Genomic DNA, 17840 nt, shown 5'->3' with positions numbered 1-17840 from the left:
CCTTGGTAGGCCTTTACCCTACCAACTAGCTAATCTCACGCAGGCTCATCTAATAGCGGAAGGCTCCGAAAAGTCCCCTCCTTTCCCCCTCAGGGCGTATGCGGTATTAGCATGCGTTTCCACATGTTGTCCCCCTCTACTAGGTAGATTCCTACGCGTTACTCACCCGTCCGCCGCTCGTCACCCAAGAAACAAGTTTCTCCGTGCTACCGCTCGACTTGCATGTGTTAAGCCTGCCGCCAGCGTTCAATCTGAGCCATGATCAAACTCTTCAGTTAAAAAGTTTGCTTACTCAAAATCTATTACACTAACAATAACTTAATCATTTCATCATCCCGAAGAACAACGAAACAACATAAAGCGAATTGACGTGTTAGACGTTTCGCAAGACTTCAATTTTTTTGACCATCTCGAATCAGTTAAAAACCAATCCGGACAATCTTCTGAAGCCTCCAGCGAGCGCCCACACAAATTATCTGATTATTTATTTTAAAGAGCGTCACCACACACGTTGTGCGGCTGAGGTCGTGTATAATACAGACTATTTATATCTATGCAACCACTTTGCAAATAAAAAAACACTACAAAAACAAAAAAGTCACTGCGCCGATCAACGCAGTGACTTTTTTTAAAACTTTTAACATAGCCTTTTTTAAAATCGACTATTTTATTTCGAGCGCTTGCGCTTCAATTTTCGCCTTCCATTCAGCAGGCCCAGTAATATGCACAGATGTCCCCATGGTATCTACCGCCACAGTGACTGGCATATCGACAACATCAAATTCATAGATAGCCTCCATTCCTAACTCTGGAAAGGCCACCACGTCTGCTTTTTTGATCGCCTTAGATACCAAATAAGCCGCGCCACCAACAGCCATAAGGTAGACAGCGCCAAACTCTTTAATCGCCTCAATGGCTACAGGACCACGCTCAGACTTACCAATCATACCAAGCAAGCCCGTTTTATCCAAAATGGTGCGAGTAAACTTATCCATGCGAGTCGCCGTCGTTGGACCAGCAGGACCTACCGCCTCATCCCTTACTGGATCAACAGGACCTACGTAGTAGATAAAACGCCCTTTAAGATCAACAGGAAGCTCTTCGCCGTTAGCCATCATCTCAACCATTTTCTTATGCGCGGCATCGCGACCCGTCAGCATTTTGCCATTTAACAAAATCGTTTCGCCAGGCTGCCATTCCTTAACCTGTTCCGGTGTAATGGTATTCAAATCTACTCGACGAACACTCTCACCAACCTCCCAAGTAATTTCTGGCCAATCATCCAATGACGGTGGAACTAAATCTGCAGGACCAGAACCATCAAGCACAAAATGCGCATGACGAGTAGCTGCACAGTTTGGAATCATAGCAACAGGTAAAGAAGCGGCATGCGTTGGATAATCCATGATTTTCACATCAAGAACCGTTGTCAAACCACCGAGGCCTTGCGCACCGATACCTAAATTATTCACTGCATCAAAAATAGCCAGACGAAGCTCTTCAACACGAGTTTGAGGGCCACGAGCTTTCAATTCGTGGATATCGATTGGCTCCATCAAAGATTCTTTCGCCATCACCATGGCTTTCTCTGCTGTACCACCAATACCTATGCCAAGCATACCTGGAGGGCACCAACCCGCCCCCATAGTAGGAACTGTTTTCTTAACCCATTCAACGATATCATCAGAAGGATTCAACATCGCCAGTTTGGATTTATTCTCAGAACCACCACCTTTAGCAGCGACGTGAACTTCAACCGTATCACCAGGCACGACCTCCATGTGAATCACAGCAGGCGTATTATCTTTGGTGTTTTTACGAGCGCCAGCAGGATCAGCGAGAATAGAAGCACGTAAGACGTTATCTGGATGAAGATAAGCACGGCGCACACCCTCATTAATCATATCAGTGACGCTTCTTGTGCTCTCCCATTGCACATTCATTCCTATCTTAACAAATACAGTAACAATACCGGTATCCTGACAGATTGGACGCTTACCTTCTGCACACATACGAGAGTTAATAAGAATTTGTGCCATCGAATCCTTCGCAGCCTTACTTTCTTCTCGCTCGTACGCTTCATGTACTGCTTTTACAAAATCCAAAGGGTGATAATAAGAGATAAACTGCAACGCGTCTGCAACGCTATCAATCAGATCATCTTCTTTAATAATGCTCATGCTTCTCTCCTGCCGAGTCTCACGATTAAATCGAAAACGAAATGGTAAAAGATGCAGCCCTGCAAGGAAAGCATTAAGGTGGGTTTTAAAAAATATACCCCTCATCAATCAAATGAATGAGGGGTATATAGAGGAAAAATTTGGCACACTACACCTAAGATCATTAACGGTTAGCTTTTTGCTCTCTATCCGACTTCGGCTTTTGTACCGAGTGCTGAATGTACTCTTCTAAAATTTGAGCGGTAAACTTCTCACGCTCTGGTAAGGAAGAGATTCTCTCCGCCTCCCAATTAATCAAGCGAATAAAAACCGAATACTTTTTAATGAATCCATAACCAATATCCCTTACACCTATACCATTAACTTCCATCAAGTAAGTCACTTGTTCTAAATTTTTCTGCGTTTCAAACTGCCCACCTTCACTAGCAGCGATAAGCAAACGCTGAATATGCTGTATCGGATTTTCTGACGCTCGAGACTCTTTTTTGGCTTGGCTGGAGGTTAAGAATTTATCCAACATTTCTTCCGTATGCGCTTCTCTTGCATGCACATCTGCAATACTTGCCGATTCACGCTCCAACAACCGAATAAACAAACTCTTATTTTTTATATCTGAAAACTCTAAATCTTTAAGAGATAAGCCATTGGTTGACATAATATCAATAACCTTCTCGTATGATGCCGTTGCTTCTGCACCTACAGAGACAGCCAACACAAGGTGCCGACGCAACTCGTGCATAATTTTCGCCGCCCTGTAATCCTCTTTACGCTGCAAATGCTGCCTAAAGGATTCTTTATTTTTTGCCAAAGCATGACTAATTGCATCATACCCTTGAACAGCCTCTTGCTCTTCTTTCAAACGCTCCATGCGAACTTTAGTACAACTACTTTCCCAAGCCTCGTAAGATTTAGCCCTAGCCTGAAAAGCACGCTCAATGGCCTCTTCAAAACTCTGCTCAATACGAGGCTCGCTCAGAGCGCTCCTGCACTTCATTTTGCTCATGCTCATAACGCTTCTTTTTCTTAAGCTGCAAATTCTCTTGTGCAAGAAGAAGCTGCTGATTTAACGCCTCTATGTCTGCTTGAACCTTGATTTCATCAAAGTCAACAAGCTTTTCATACACCTTAGACCAATAGCCATCCTCAACAAATGGCACATTTGGGTTGCTAGTTGCGTATTGCGTTTTAAGCGTCTCAGTAAACTCATATCCATCAGGACGAAAAGCTTTTGTCGCATTAATAACATTGTCACTAGACGTATAAATAGTTGAGCTATCTTGTCCCCCATCGTTCACAACAGACTGAGCTGCCATTTCCACACCTTCCAACATATTTTCCGGCACTACATCATCAACACTAAAACATTCACTCTCAATTTCAACATCGTCAACGTTATCAGCAGTAAATGAATCACGAAGCACCTCTTCGGTACCTTGGTAACCTGACAAATCTATATCATCCAAAATAGTGCGAGCCGATTCATAAGCCCTACTAGCATCGCTACTTTTTTCACTGAAACGCCGCTGATAAACAGACCCTTCTGAAGACGATTTGACCGCACTCTCTTTTTGATGGCGTGGCGCAGCCCCGCCCCAACTTACACGATAAAGCATGGATCGATCACACAACTGCAAAATGGGTAACTCCCTTTGAGCCACCTGATACTGCCTAATTAGAGACTCCGCATGACGCAAAGCCATAACAGATTCACTTGAATTAGTCGAAGTCGCTAAATTTAATAATTTAACCACTTTTTGTATGGCCTTCTTCCTTTTGCTAATGCTCATAAAACATGCTTTCCAAGTTGGCTAATTTTCACTCAGTATAGATTATAAGTTGAGATATTTGTTCAGTAATAGAGCCTCTGCGTCATCATCGCTCGGCAACGTCAAATCATCACTCAACAACGAATGAACCTTTTGCAATATTTCAGCCAAGTCTTCCTTTCCATAAGGAACGGCCGACAATTTACCCCAAACTGGTGCTGGCCAGCATGGATCTACTTTATAACGTACAATATGATGCACATGCAGCTGTGGCACTTGGTTACCAATAGCGGCAATATTAAGCTTAGTGGCGGAAAAAGCATCGTGAAGCGTTTCCGCCAAAAGGCAACTTTCTGCCATCAATTGTTGACGATCTTCCTCTACCAGTTGATATATTTCAGTAATATCATTTCTTTGAGGTACCAAAATAAACCATGGAAACTGAGCATCATTAATGAGACGAAGCTGACACAGTGAAAAGTGCCCGACAAGAATAGAATCACGACTCAATACTGGATCTAACTCAAACATCTTTACATCTTCCTATTTACAAAAAAGGCTTTAATAAGCACTATAGCATCCTATTTTCTAAAACTCTCAGAGACTTGGAGCCCGCATGACTGATATGCAGTGCGCTGTAAATGCACAAGCAAAATTAGCCGAATGTCCTCGTTGGGACGAACGTACTCAAACGCTCTATTTTGTCGATATAGATTCTTTCATACTATACGCCTATGACACAAAATCCAAAAGCCTAGCACATCGTAAATTTGATGAAGAAATAGGCTGTTTTTCACTAGACGAGCAAGAAGGCTTTGTCGCTGCGTTTCGCTCTGGCGTTTACACATTCGAACATTTTAATGCCGAGTTAAAACCCTACTGGCTCGCTTCTTACGATCAAAAAACTACACGTTTTAATGATGGCCGATGTGATGCAAAAGGACGCTTTTTAGCGGGTACTATGTACTCTCCAAAAGACGCCTTCAATGGCGCCCTGCATCAGTTCAGTCAAGGCAAAGAAACGCTTATAGATCAAGCGGCATGGACCTCCAATGGCCTAGCATTCTCTCCTGACAATACGATTATGTACTACTCTGATACTCCGAACCATGTGGTTTATCAATTTGATTATGACTTAGCAAGCGGTGTCGCAACAAATAAACGCACCTTCATTGAATTTCCTCGAGGTAACGGCCGACCAGATGGTGCCGCTGTTGATAGCGAAGGAAACTACTGGTCAGCACTTTACCAAGGTCAGCGCGTTGTTAAAATTAGCCCTCAAGGGAAGATTTTAGAAGAATATCCCGTTCCTGCCACCTATCCAACAATGGTTGCTTTTGGCGGACCTGAAATGAAGACATTATTTGTGAGTACTTGTCGTGCCGCACAAACCGAAGAGGAACTAAAGCAGTTCCCAGAAGCTGGCGGGATTTTTGCCATTGAAACCGATGTAACGGGCCAAATTGAGCCTCGCTTCGCAGGCTAAAACCTTTAGTTTTATGATTACACTTAAATCTGCAACTTAACATTAATCACTTAACCTTAAAGTACAAACATTATTATGCGCGCAAGCAATTATTTATTTTCCACACTACGTGATGCCCCAACGGATGCAGTTGTTACCAGCCATCAGCTTATGATTCGCGCGGGCATGATTCGTCAAGTCTCTAAAGGCTTATATACATGGCTACCAACAGGCTTAAAAGTTTTCCGCAAAATTGAAAACATTGTTCGTGACGAAATGGAGAAAGCCGGCTCACTTGAAGTGATCATGCCTGGTGTTCAACCTGCAGAGCTGTGGCAAGAAACCGGACGCTGGCAGAAATATGGCCCAGAATTGCTTCGTCTGCAAGACCGCCACGGGCGCGACTATTGCCTTGGCCCAACTCATGAAGAAGTCATTACTGAACTGGCTCGCAATGAATTGACTAGCTATAAACAGCTACCAATGAATTTCTTTCAAATACAGACCAAATTCCGCGATGAAGTTCGCCCTCGTTTTGGCGTAATGCGTTCTCGCGAGTTTTGCATGAAAGACGCATACTCTTTTCACGTTGGCGCTGAATCACTACAAGAAACGTATGATGTCATGCATCAAGCGTACTGCAATGTATTTGATCGTATTGGTTTAGACTATCGTCCTGTTCGTGCTGATACAGGCAGCATTGGTGGCGCATACTCACATGAATTTCATGTGCTAGCAGACTCCGGCGAAGACGACATTGCTTTTAGCGACTCCTCAGATTTTGCGGCCAACATTGAACTTGCCGAAGCAATTTGTCTAAAACAAAAAGCCGACGCTCCAACCCAAGAGATAAAAGAAGTATTTACGCCCGACTGCAAAACTATCCAAAAAGTGGCTGAATTCTTACAAATCGATGTTACTAGCACAGTAAAAACCATGCTAGTAAAGGCTATTGACGAAGACAACCAACCAACAATTGTTGCTCTTGTGTTGCGTGGCGATCACAACATCAACGAAATCAAAGTAGAAAAATTAAACGGCATTCTCTCTCCTTTTGAATTTGCTGATGAAGCCGACATTATTGCTAAAATAGGCTGCGCTCCTGGCTCCATTGGACCAAAAGGTCTAGCAGAAAAAGGCATTCGTGTTATTGCAGATCGTTCAGCCGCTGTCATGTCCGATTTTTGTGCTGGCGCAAACAAAGACGACTACCACTTTACTGGTTTAAACTGGGAACGCGATTGCGCGGCATTTGAAATTGCTGATATCCGTAACGTTGTAGAAGGTGACCCATCACCAGATGGTCAAGGCACTATTGTCATCAAACGCGGCATTGAAGTGGGCCATATTTTCCAACTTGGCCAACAATATGCTGAAGCCCTTAAAGCCACCGTTTTAGATGAAAATGGTAAAGCGCAAGTCATGCACATGGGCTGTTATGGCATTGGTGTTTCTCGTATTGTTGCAGCAGCAATCGAACAAAATTTTGATGAAAAAGGTATTTTATGGCCTGAAAGTATTGCGCCATTTGATATTGTCATCGTGGCAATGAATTACGACAAATCCGAAGCTGTACGAATAGAATGTGATCGCTTATACGCAGAACTTAAAGCGAAAGGCTTAGACGTATTACTAGACGACCGCAAAGAACGCCCAGGTGTTAAATTCGCGGATTGCGAACTTCTAGGCATCCCGCATCGCTTAGTTGTCGGAGATAAAGGGCTTGAAAAAGGCACCCTAGAATACAAATATCGCAAAGCAGGTGAAAACGAAGACATCGCAATTGCCGATGCTGTCGATTTCATTTTAAGCAAAAAATAAAATCGACAAGCCTGATGGAAGCATCTGCCTCTGTCAGGCTTTTTTATAATCGCTACAAATGGACCCCGCATGACGACTATTTACCACAACCCTCGCTGCTCTAAATCTCGACAAACCCTACAACTGCTCGAAGAAAATAATATCCAGCCCACTATCCGCCTATATTTGCAAGACACACCCAACCTAGAAGAAATTAAAACACTTGTGACCCAGCTTGCGATAACACCGCAGGCACTCATGCGCACAAAAGAAGCCATATTCAAAGAACTTGGCCTAAGCACACACTCAACAGACGAAGAATGCCTGCAAGCTATGCATTCCCATCCAATTTTAATAGAACGCCCTATCGTCATACACAACAACAAGGCAAAGATTGGCAGACCACCTGAAGATGTTTTGACTTTATTTAATTAACAAGGAAGTACGGAAATGACCCAGTCACCTTACGTATTAGTTTTATTTTACAGTCGTCACGGCTCAGTTGCCGAAATGGCAAAACATATCGCTCGTGGGATCAACAAAGTTGGTGACATCGAGGCAAAGGTACGCCAAGTTCCCGAGGTATCCGACACCACAAAAATCGCATCACCCGCCCTGCCCGATGCAGGCGCCCCTTATTGCACCTTGGAAGAACTCGCAGACTGCGCAGGGCTTGCTATCGGCTCACCTTCCTACTTTGGCAGCATGGCCGCCCCACTAAAACATTTTATCGATCAAACTTCGACATTATGGTTAACGGGAAGATTGATAGACAAACCCGCTTGCGGCTTTACCAGTGCGAGCACCATGCATGGCGGACAAGAACAGTGTATTCACAGCATGATGACACCATTACTGCATCATGGCATGGTTTGGCTTGGCCTTCCGTATAAAAACAAAGAACTGATTAACACAACGGCTGGCGGAACCCCTTATGGCGCCAGCCACCTAGCAAATAGCACCAACGAAACCGCTTTGACAGATGATGAAAAAGCACTCTGCGAAGCGCAAGGAAAGCGCATTGCTGAAATGGCAATAAAATTGCAAAAATAATCTTTTTGATCCCTCCAAAACCAATAAAAAAGCCGTCGCACAAGACATTCTGCGGCGGCTTTTTTAACACCCTACACGCCTAAAAAGGCGCTTAACGTCAGTGCCTTGGAAGCTCAATATCCTTGAATAACAATTCAACCTCTTGTCGGTTTCCTGCCGCCATCGCCGCCATCACCAAGTCCTTTGTCAGATGCGGGGCAAACGACTCAATAAACCTATACATATAACCTCGAATAAATGTACTGCTCCGAATGCCTATTTTCGTACAACTATCAGCAAAAAGATGAGAGGCATCTAAAGCAACCAAATCGGCGTCTTGCACAGCATCATGGGCCATTGAAGCCACAATACCTACACCAAGCCCCAAACGAACATATGTCTTTATGACATCAGAGTCGGCGGCAGTAAAGACCACATTTGGCTGCAAATCGGCTTGTTGAAAAGCCTGGTCTAGCTGCGACCGCCCAGTAAAGCCAAATACATATGTAACAATAGGATATTCAGCCAGAGCTTGTAAGGTGAGCTTTTTAACCTGTGCCAAAGGGTGTCCTTTTGGCACCACTACAGAGCGATTCCAAGTATAACAAGGCAACATCACCAAATTACCAAACAACTCCAAAGCCTCGGTTGCAATCGCAAAGTCCACAACCCCATCGTTGGCCATTTCAGCGATCTGCATTGGTGTACCCTGATGCATATGCAGGCTGACGTCGGGGTAACCTTCAATGAACTGATTTATCACCTTAGGCAGGGCATATCGTGCTTGCGTGTGAGTTGTTGCAATATCAAGAGAGCCTTTACGTTCGTCACTAAACTCTTTCGCGACACGCTTAATATTTTGTGTCTGACTCAACACTTCGCCAGCTAACGCAATGATTTTTTCACCCGCTGGTGTAATGTGCGTCAAGTGCTTTCCACTTCTCGCAAACACCTCCACACCCAACTCATCTTCTAGCAGACGAATTTGCTTACTCACGCCTGGTTGTGACGTATATAAACTCTGTGCAGTCGCAGAAACATTTAAGTCATGACGCGCCACTTCCCATATGTACCTAAGCTGTTGTAACTTCATTGCGAGCCTTATTCGAAAAAGAGTTAAAAACATAATAAAATATTACTTTATAGAATAGTAAAAAACCTCTAGTGTTGCCAGCTTAAATAACCTTAATGTGGCTTTCTATGGATTTTATTTGGTATGTTTTTGCTGGCGCTGCTGTTGGGTTAGCGGTCGGCATCACGGGCGTGGGCGGTGGCTCACTGATGACGCCACTTTTGTTAATGTTTGGCTTCCCACCTCATATTGCCATTGGTACAGACCTTATGTACGCAGGGATAGCCAAAAGCACTGGTGTCGTGATGCACACTAAACGCGGCAATGTGAACTGGAAAATTGTTTTCGCTATGGCAGCAGGCAGTATTCCCGCATCTTTCATCACAGTATGGGCATTATCAAGATTTGAAAAGCCCGATCATTATCAAGAGATACTCACCAGCACATTAGGCGCGATGTTAGTTTTAACCGCCATCGTTATACTATTCAGAGCCAAACTGACCAAAACATTCAGCTTCAATATGGCAGAAAGTAAAAGCACAAAAATTGTCTTCATCTGTGGCTTTATTTTAGGTGCCCTTGTTACACTCACTTCCGTGGGCGCTGGTGCTTTAGGCACGGCTATAATGATGATACTGTTTCCCGCCATGAGAGCAAAAAACATTGTAGGGACAGATCTAGCTCACGCCGTGCCCCTTACCCTCGTTGCGGGTACTGGACATATTTTCTTGGGCAATGTTGATTACACCTTACTGGCCGCCCTTTTAATTGGCTCTATCCCGACCATCTATATTGGAACCCGCATCGCAAGCCATGTTCCAAATCATGTATTACAGCCTTTATTAGCCTCTGCCTTACTCTCTTTTGGAGTAAAATATCTTTTCTTCTAAAAAGTCAAAAAATCACAGCTAAGCGGTTCATTCAAAGAGAAAAACACGATATTGTAAGCAGCTATAACTAAAAGCAAAAAAGCAGGAAACCCCGCAATGAGTAACAAACGTCTTGAAGACTTAAATATTGCCTCCTTTACCCCTCTGGTAACACCGAGTCAATTAAAGAAAGAGCTGCCCGTAAGCGAAAGTGTTAGCAGCAACGTAGCGCAATCACGCGACATTATCAAAAACATTATGGATGGAAAAGATCATCGCTTGGCAATCGTTATTGGACCATGCTCCATTCATGACCCGAAAGCCGCTCTAGATTATGCAACACGCCTAAAAGCCCTTGCGGAAAAACTGGATGATACACTTTACATCATCATGCGCGCTTATTTTGAAAAACCACGCACTACTGTAGGCTGGAAAGGTTTAATCAACGATCCAAATCTAGATGGAACATTTGATATCAATAAAGGCATTCGTATTGGCCGTAAGTTGCTTATTGATTTAGCCGAACTTGGTCTTCCTCTTGCCACTGAAGCACTAGATCCAATTTCACCTCAGTATATTCAAGACCTCATTAGCTGGTCTGCCATTGGAGCTCGGACCACAGAATCGCAAACCCACCGCGAAATGGCATCAGGGCTATCTGGCCCAGTTGGCTTCAAAAACGGCACGGATGGCGGACTAACCGTTGCGATTAATGCCATGCAATCAGTGTCTCACTCGCATTCTTTCTTGGGCATCAACGAAGAAGGTCAAGTCACTGTTGTAAACACAAAAGGCAACGATTACGGACATATTGTACTTCGAGGCGGTGGCGGCAAACCAAACTACGAAACAAAATTTGTTGCAGAAGCAGAGCAAGAGCTGGCAAAAGCCAATCTTAAAGTAAATATCATGGTAGATACCTCTCATGAGAACTCTAGCAAAAAACCTGAGCGCCAAGTCACTGTCGCAGAAGATGCAACACAACAAATTATTAATGGCAACCAATCCATTATGGGGTTAATGATAGAAAGCAACATTGGCTGGGGCAATCAAAAGGTGCCCGCCAATCTCGAGGATTTACAATATGGCGTCTCTATTACTGACGCCTGCATTGACTGGGAAACAACGGAAAAAGCATTGACAGAAATGTCGAATGCCTTGCGTGACGTATTACCAAAACGCCAACGCGGATAAGCATTAAAAAGCACACAACAAAAAAGGGGCGCCTCAATCAAAAGGTGCCCCTTTTTTACATACCGAATTCTTCGGTAAGTAAATTTACATAAATGCGTTATCAGTAACAGTATGATCCGTTGAATCTTTTACAGCCGTCAGTCCTGGAACTTTCTCCATTAAGGTCTTTTCAACGCCTTCTTTAAGAGTAAGGTCAACCGCACTACAACCTTGACAACCACCACCAAATTTCAGCACAGCAATCTGACCGTCAATGACCTCAAGCAGACTCACTTCACCGCCATGGGCAGCCAACCCTGGATTAATATCAGAATACAATACGTAGTTGATTTGATCTTCAATAGGACTGTCAGAGGTTACTTTCGGCATCTTTGCATTAGGCGCCTTAATGGTTAACTGACCACCCATTTTTTCTGTCGCATAGTCTACATAGGCCTCATCTAAAAAGTTCACAGAATTTTTTTCGATGTACACTTTCAATTTAGGCAGATTCAATATCTCATCCGACTCATTAACTTCATCCGGACGACAATAAGCAAGACAGGTTTCAGCGTAAGGTGTGCCTGGTTGCTGGATAAAAATTCGCACAGCAATACCTTCTACACCTTGTTTTTCTAGCAAAGAAGAAAGATATTCTTGGGCACCATCGGTAATTGTAATATTCATAATAACCCTTTCAAAATCTATATAACGATCAATAGGGGATATATTACAGGAGATGAAGAGCAAAGCCAAAGACCAAGTAAAAAAGTAGGGTATTTTTCCTCTTTCTCAATTAGAGGATTTTCTCATAATAAGATTCTTAATAAGCCTTATTAGGAAAACCCCTAAAGATATAGATAAATATTCATTTTTAGAATAAAGGATATTTGCTACCATGAGTCAACTAACACTTATTAACCACGGTTCATTTCACTATGTATCAGTACGACGCCATTGACCAACAACTTGTTGAAGAGCGTGTAGCACAATTCCGCGACCAGACACGCCGCTATTTAAATAAAGAATTGAGCGATCAAGAATTCTTACCATTAAGACTACAAAATGGTCTTTATGTCCAACGCTACGCCCCAATGCTTAGGATCGCCATTCCATACGGGATGCTATCCAGTACGCAATTAAGAAAGCTAGCCGATATTAGCTGTCGCTATGACAGATCATATGGCCACTTTAGTACGCGCCAGAACTTGCAACTGAATTGGCCAAAAATAGAAGACGTGCCAGATATTTTAGCTGAATTAGCAGAAGTGCAGATGCACGCGGTTCAAACCAGTGGGAATTGCATCCGCAACACAACAACAGACCAGTACGCTGGTGTTATTTCTGATGAAATTGTTGACCCACGCCCCTATTGCGAACTGATTCGCCAATGGTCTACCTTTCACCCTGAGTTTGCCTTTTTACCACGCAAATTCAAGATCGCTGTCAATGCGACTGAATCAGCAGACCGTGCAGCGACGCAAGTGCATGATATTGGCCTACACATCAAGAAAAACGAAGCTGGAGAAATTGGCTTTAAAGTTATCGTTGGCGGTGGTTTAGGCCGCACCCCGATGGTTGGCGTTACTATCAGCGAATTCATTCCACGCATGGACCTATTGACTTACTTAGACGCGATTATTCGTGTTTACAACCAACAAGGCCGTCGTGATAACAAATACAAAGCGCGAATCAAAATATTAGTCAAAGCGTTAGGTATCGAAGAGTTCAGAAGCCGCGTTGAGGCTGAATGGCAACATTTAAGAGGCAAAGAAAGCACCGTTCCAATGAGTGAGTTCGAACGCCTACAAAGCTTTTTCAGCGAACCAAACTATGCCGTATTGGAAAATAATCCAGCAAATTTAACCAGTAAACTGGCTGACAGTGCAGGCTTTGCTCGTTGGTTCGAACGCAACACATTCGAACACAAAAAAGCAGGTTACCGCATCGTTACGCTGACACTAAAAAAAGCAGGCCAAGCTCCAGGTGATGCAACGGCAGAGCAAATGCATAGGGCTGCAGACCTTGCAGATCAATTTAGTTTCGGCGAATTGCGTGTCAGCCATGAGCAGAACCTTGTATTAGCCGATGTTCGCCAAGACCAATTGATAGAACTTTGGGATGCCGCTAAAGAAGCGGGATTTGCGACACCTACTCTTGGCCTACTCACAGACATGATTTGCTGCCCTGGTGGCGATTTCTGTGCATTAGCTAATGCAAAATCTATCCCCATTGCGGCTCAAATCCAAGAAACGTTCAATGACCTAGACTACCTATATGACCTAGGCAACATTGATTTGAACATTTCTGGCTGTATGAACGCATGCGGTCACCACCATGTCGGCAACATAGGCATCCTTGGTGTAGACAAAAAAGGCGAAGAGTTCTACCAGATTTCAATTGGTGGCGCTTCTGGACACGATGCAAGCATAGGTAAAATTTTAGGCCCCTCTTTCGCCCAAGAAGAAATAAGTAGTGTCATACAAAAGCTCATGAACGTTTATGTAGAAAACCGCTATGAAGATGAACGTTTCATTGATACTTACCGCCGCGTTGGCATCACACCATTTAAAGAGGCCGCTTATGCCAAAGCTAATTAAAAACGGCAACATCATCGACAATCCATACAACTGGTTACAAGATGCTGAGCAAGAAATAACATCAAACAGTATTGTAGCAGCACAAAAATGGCTTACTGATAAAGATACCATTGGCAGTGTCGCAGGTATTTGGCTAGAAGCTGGTGATGGGGTCGAATTTCTACAAGACGTTGATTTGAGTCAATTCGATGTTATTGGCATACATTTTCCGGCTTTTACCGACGGAAGAGGTTTTAGTTACGCTCGACTACTAAGAGAGAGGCTACATTACCAAGGCGAAATAAGAGCCCTTGGCAACTTCATCCCAGATCAGTTGGGCTATCTTTTACGAGTCGGATTTAACGGCTTTCAATTTAACGACAACGTTGACTTAGAAAAAGCCCTTCTCTTGTATAAATCCTTCTCAGTCGCTTATCAAGGTGATGTTTCGGAGCCAAGACCTCTATTTCTTCGCCGTTAAAGATACTTTTTACAATTAAAACCACAGAAAAGGCCATTACAATGGCCTTTTCTATTGCGTAATGATCACCTCATGATTATCGTACTAAAAAGATAAAGTGATTGATTGTTAAAGGAACTTAACGTGTCTAAAAAACGCATTACAGGCCTAATTGTTGGCCTATTACTTTCTGCCACTGCGCACTCCGCGACAGTGTATGTTTCAGACATCCAGTTTGTCGCCATTAGAGAAGGGCTGGATAACAATACTAGAGCCGTAGAAAGAGGTTTAAAAAGTGGCACACCTTTAGAGGTATTAGAACAAAGCGAAGGTTATACTAAAGTTCGCACGCCTAGCGGCAACGAAGGATGGGTTGCTGATTACTTCCTTAGTGAAAATATTATTACTCGAGATCAACTTGACGTAATACAGGCTAGTCTTGATAAAAGCATTGCAAGCCGAGAAGAAATTGTCAAAGCTCTCAATCTAAGCCAAGAGAAATTTCAAGAGCCTCAGTAAAATCAACACCGCCCTAAAAGAAGAAAATGAGTCACTCAAGCAACAATTACAAGAGGCGGTTAACTTAACGAAAAAAGCACAAATCATCGTCGCTCAAAATGACGATGCAAGTTATCAACTTGAGAGCCTCAAACAGCAAGCAGAGGCCGCCATTGCCCAGTCAGAAAAACTGCAAGATACCACAGAGCAACAATGGTTTATTATTGGCGCCGCCACTCTTTTTGGTGGTTTGTTATTAGGCTCCTTGCTACCCATGCTAAGACGAAAGAAGAGCAACTCAGGTTCTTGGGGTTAATGTAAAAATACAACATGGGGGTCGTGCTGACTTGTTTTTTTGTTATCAAATAGGCAAGTTTCGCCACCCCCATTACTTAAACCAAATGCAGTAAACACTGGCATTGGTTATTTTCATCCCCTAAGGACCGAACAAAACTACACCCAACACGCTCAAAGGAACACCACGCCTTTTCAATGTATCGCATTAGTTATGCTGAGATGTGGACTTTTAGAAACATTTTCCTAACAATTCCTACATCTTTGTTATTCATTTCCAAAATGCCTTTATCTTGCCCTTCCTTTAAACACATAAAATATAATAGAATAGCGCGAAATACCTGACTACAAAGCAAAAAGTCTTGTATACTAACGCGCAAATTTCGTCCTCACTTATTTAGAGTAATGTAATGGCTGACTTATCAAAATACAGAAACATCGGTATTTTTGCTCACGTTGACGCGGGCAAAACCACCACCACAGAACGTATTCTTAAACTAACCGGTATGATCCACAAAATCGGTGAAGTTCACGAGGGTGAATCTACTACTGACTTCATGGAACAAGAAGCGGAGCGCGGTATTACCATCCAGTCTGCGGCTGTTAGTTGTTTTTGGAAAGATCACCGCTTTAACGTTATCGACACACCTGGACACGTTGACTTCACAGTAGAAGTATACCGTTCACTTAAAGTTCTTGACGGTGGTATCGGTGTATTCTGTGGATCTGGTGGTGTTGAACCACAATCAGAAACTAACTGGCGCTATGCGAACGACTCAGAAGTATCACGTCTGATTTTCGTTAACAAATTAGACCGTCTTGGCGCTAATTTCTTCCGCGTTACTGAACAAGTTAAAAAAGTACTAGGCGCAACACCACTAATCATGGTTCTACCAATTGGTACAGAAGATGAGTTCCGTGGTGTTGTTGATCTATTAACTCGCAAAGCGTACATCTGGGATGACTCTGGCCAACCAGAAAACTACAGTATCGAAGATGTTCCTGCAGACATGGTTGATCAAGTTGAAGAATACCGTGAAAAGCTAATCGAAACTGCGGTTGAGCAAGATGATGACGTGATGATGGCTTACATGGATGGCGAAGAGCCTTCTGTTGAAGACTTGAAACGCTGCATCCGTATTGGTACTCGTGATCTAGCATTCTTCCCTACATACTGTGGTTCTGCTTTCAAGAACAAAGGTATGCAGCTTCTTCTAGACGCGGTTGTTGACTACCTACCTAGCCCAACTGAAGTGGAACCTCAAGATCTTACTGATGAAGAAGGTAACCCAACAGGTGGAAAAGCGATTGTGGATGCTAAAGAGCCTCTTAAAGCGCTTGCGTTCAAAATCATGGACGACCGTTTCGGAGCACTTACTTTCGTACGTATCTACTCAGGCGTATTGAACAAAGGCGACACTATCCTTAACAGCTTCACGGGCAAAACTGAACGTGTAGGCCGCATGGTAGAAATGCAAGCAAACGACCGTAACGAGATCAGCACTGCACAAGCAGGCGATATTATTGCTATCGTGGGCATGAAAAACGTTCAAACTGGTCACACTCTTTGTGATCCAAAACATCCTTGCACACTTGAAGCGATGGTTTTCCCTGAGCCAGTAATCTCTATCTCTGTTACACCAAAAGATAAAGGTGGTAACGAGAAAATGGGTATCGCTATCGGTAAAATGGTTGCAGAAGATCCAACTTTCCGCGTTGAAACGGATCAAGATTCTGGTGAAACCATCCTTAAAGGTATGGGTGAGCTTCACCTAGACATCAAAGTAGATATCTTAAAACGTACTTATGGTGTAGATCTAATCGTTGGTCAACCACAAGTAGCCTACCGCGAAACAATCACTAAAGCGGTTGAAGATACTTATACTCACAAGAAACAATCTGGCGGTTCTGGTCAGTTCGGTAAAATCGACTACCGTATCAAACCTGGTGAAGTGGGTTCTGGCTTCAAGTTCACTTCTACAGTTGTTGGTGGTAACGTACCAAAAGAATTCTTCCCTGCGGTAGAAAAAGGCTTCAAGTCTATGATGAACCAAGGCGTTCTAGCAGGCTTCCCTGTATTAGACGTTGAAGTTGAATTGTTCGACGGTGGCTTCCACGCAGTTGACTCCTCTGCGATTGCCTTCGAAATCGCTGCAAAAGGTGCTTTCCGTCAATCTGTGCCAAAAGCTGGCCCACAGTTGATTGAACCAATCATGAAAGTTGACGTGTTCACGCCAGATGACCACGTTGGTGACGTTATCGGTGACTTGAACCGTCGTCGCGGCATGATCAAAGACCAAGAGAAAGGTTTGACTGGTGTTCGCATCAAAGCAGACGTTCCTCTTTCTGAAATGTTTGGTTACATCAGTACTCTACGTACAATGACGTCTGGTCGTGGTCAGTTCTCTATGGAGTTCTCTCACTACCTACCATGTCCTTCTAACGTAGCGGAAACTGTTATCGCTGCAGTTAAAGAAAAGAAAGAAAGAGAAAAGAACTAATTACTCGCTTTTAATCTTCAAAAACCCGAAACATAATTGTGTTTCGGGTTTTTTATTGCCTAAATAAACAGCTGCTCATCACCCTATTTACATCTCCCTTTTTAAAGAAACAAAAAAAGCGCCGAAGCGCCTTTTTACATCACATGATTTA

The 17840-nt window shown here is 43.4% G+C and carries 17 protein-coding genes and 1 rRNA gene (1 of these 18 cut by a window edge); 11 read left to right on the top strand and 7 right to left on the bottom strand.

The annotated features are described in order from the left end of the window. From AC0L6V_RS04445 to AC0L6V_RS04425, 5 genes are all read right to left on the bottom strand, one after another. A 16S ribosomal RNA gene (locus tag AC0L6V_RS04445) occupies positions 1 to 278 on the bottom strand (it extends 1265 nt beyond the left edge of the window). A gap of 384 nt (positions 279 to 662) precedes the next feature. Then, entirely contained in the window at positions 663 to 2180 is a 1518-nt protein-coding gene (locus AC0L6V_RS04440; protein ID WP_111605967.1) for a fumarate hydratase, read from the bottom strand. Positions 2181 to 2343: 163 nt separating this feature from the next. Then, positions 2344 to 3189, bottom strand: a complete 846-nt coding sequence (locus AC0L6V_RS04435) for a hypothetical protein (protein ID WP_418138798.1) — start codon at positions 3187 to 3189, stop codon at positions 2344 to 2346. Further along, the gene (locus AC0L6V_RS04430) at positions 3137 to 3967 is read right to left on the bottom strand and encodes a DUF2786 domain-containing protein (protein ID WP_418138797.1); all 831 of its coding nucleotides are present in this window, start codon (positions 3965 to 3967) and stop codon (positions 3137 to 3139) included. Before AC0L6V_RS04430 ends, AC0L6V_RS04435 begins: the two co-directional genes overlap by 53 nt. A 42-nt stretch (positions 3968 to 4009) precedes the next feature. Continuing rightward, entirely contained in the window at positions 4010 to 4477 is a 468-nt protein-coding gene (locus tag AC0L6V_RS04425; protein WP_418138796.1) for an HIT domain-containing protein, read from the bottom strand. 85 nt (positions 4478 to 4562) lie between these two features. Here AC0L6V_RS04425 and AC0L6V_RS04420 point away from each other — a divergent pair, with 85 nt between their 5' ends. The 4 genes from AC0L6V_RS04420 (at position 4563) to wrbA (ending at position 8264) form a co-directional block, all read left to right on the top strand. Then, complete coding sequence (locus AC0L6V_RS04420; RefSeq protein WP_265217634.1) at positions 4563 to 5432, top strand: SMP-30/gluconolactonase/LRE family protein; 870 nt, start codon at positions 4563 to 4565, stop codon at positions 5430 to 5432. A gap of 75 nt (positions 5433 to 5507) precedes the next feature. Then, positions 5508 to 7232, top strand: a complete 1725-nt coding sequence (locus AC0L6V_RS04415; RefSeq protein ID WP_409419426.1) for a proline--tRNA ligase — start codon at positions 5508 to 5510, stop codon at positions 7230 to 7232. 69 nt (positions 7233 to 7301) lie between these two features. Next, positions 7302 to 7646, top strand: a complete 345-nt coding sequence (arsC, locus tag AC0L6V_RS04410; protein ID WP_265217633.1) for an arsenate reductase (glutaredoxin) — start codon at positions 7302 to 7304, stop codon at positions 7644 to 7646. A gap of 15 nt (positions 7647 to 7661) precedes the next feature. Then, on the top strand, positions 7662 to 8264 hold the full coding sequence (gene wrbA, locus AC0L6V_RS04405; RefSeq protein ID WP_265217632.1) for an NAD(P)H:quinone oxidoreductase: 603 nt from the start codon (positions 7662 to 7664) through the stop codon (positions 8262 to 8264). A 97-nt stretch (positions 8265 to 8361) separates the two neighbouring features. Here the strand turns inward: wrbA and cysB are convergent, their stop codons facing one another. After that, a complete protein-coding gene (cysB, locus tag AC0L6V_RS04400) occupies positions 8362 to 9336 on the bottom strand; it encodes an HTH-type transcriptional regulator CysB (RefSeq protein ID WP_111605974.1) in 975 nt (324 codons plus the stop codon). Between the two features lie 107 nt (positions 9337 to 9443). Here cysB and AC0L6V_RS04395 point away from each other — a divergent pair, with 107 nt between their 5' ends. Both AC0L6V_RS04395 and AC0L6V_RS04390 read left to right on the top strand, forming a co-directional pair. After that, entirely contained in the window at positions 9444 to 10205 is a 762-nt protein-coding gene (locus AC0L6V_RS04395) for a sulfite exporter TauE/SafE family protein (RefSeq protein WP_265217630.1), read from the top strand. Between the two features lie 96 nt (positions 10206 to 10301). Continuing rightward, positions 10302 to 11378 carry a 3-deoxy-7-phosphoheptulonate synthase gene (locus AC0L6V_RS04390; RefSeq protein WP_409419425.1) on the top strand — a complete coding sequence of 359 codons (1077 nt, stop codon included), beginning with the start codon at positions 10302 to 10304 and terminating at the stop codon, positions 11376 to 11378. 84 nt (positions 11379 to 11462) lie between these two features. Here the strand turns inward: AC0L6V_RS04390 and nfuA are convergent, their stop codons facing one another. Then, positions 11463 to 12044: a Fe-S biogenesis protein NfuA gene (gene nfuA / locus AC0L6V_RS04385; RefSeq protein WP_111605977.1), complete on the bottom strand. Its 582-nt coding sequence runs from the start codon at positions 12042 to 12044 to the stop codon at positions 11463 to 11465. 251 nt (positions 12045 to 12295) lie between these two features. Between nfuA and AC0L6V_RS04380 the strand changes: the two genes are divergently transcribed. From AC0L6V_RS04380 to fusA, 5 genes are all read left to right on the top strand, one after another. Continuing rightward, complete coding sequence (locus AC0L6V_RS04380; RefSeq protein WP_409419424.1) at positions 12296 to 13957, top strand: nitrite/sulfite reductase; 1662 nt, start codon at positions 12296 to 12298, stop codon at positions 13955 to 13957. Further along, a complete protein-coding gene (locus AC0L6V_RS04375; protein WP_409419423.1) occupies positions 13941 to 14417 on the top strand; it encodes a DUF934 domain-containing protein in 477 nt (158 codons plus the stop codon). Before AC0L6V_RS04380 ends, AC0L6V_RS04375 begins: the two co-directional genes overlap by 17 nt. A gap of 123 nt (positions 14418 to 14540) precedes the next feature. Beyond that, a complete protein-coding gene (locus AC0L6V_RS04370) occupies positions 14541 to 14915 on the top strand; it encodes a TIGR04211 family SH3 domain-containing protein (RefSeq protein WP_418138795.1) in 375 nt (124 codons plus the stop codon). A gap of 1 nt (position 14916) precedes the next feature. Beyond that, positions 14917 to 15210: a TIGR04211 family SH3 domain-containing protein gene (locus tag AC0L6V_RS04365; RefSeq protein ID WP_418139068.1), complete on the top strand. Its 294-nt coding sequence runs from the start codon at positions 14917 to 14919 to the stop codon at positions 15208 to 15210. A 388-nt stretch (positions 15211 to 15598) separates the two neighbouring features. Continuing rightward, complete coding sequence (gene fusA, locus AC0L6V_RS04360; RefSeq protein ID WP_265217624.1) at positions 15599 to 17689, top strand: elongation factor G; 2091 nt, start codon at positions 15599 to 15601, stop codon at positions 17687 to 17689. The last annotated feature ends 151 nt before the right edge of the window (positions 17690 to 17840 follow it).

The organism is Marinomonas sp. G8-14 (assembly GCF_055808935.1).
This window is presented reverse-complemented; position numbering and strand designations above follow the sequence as displayed.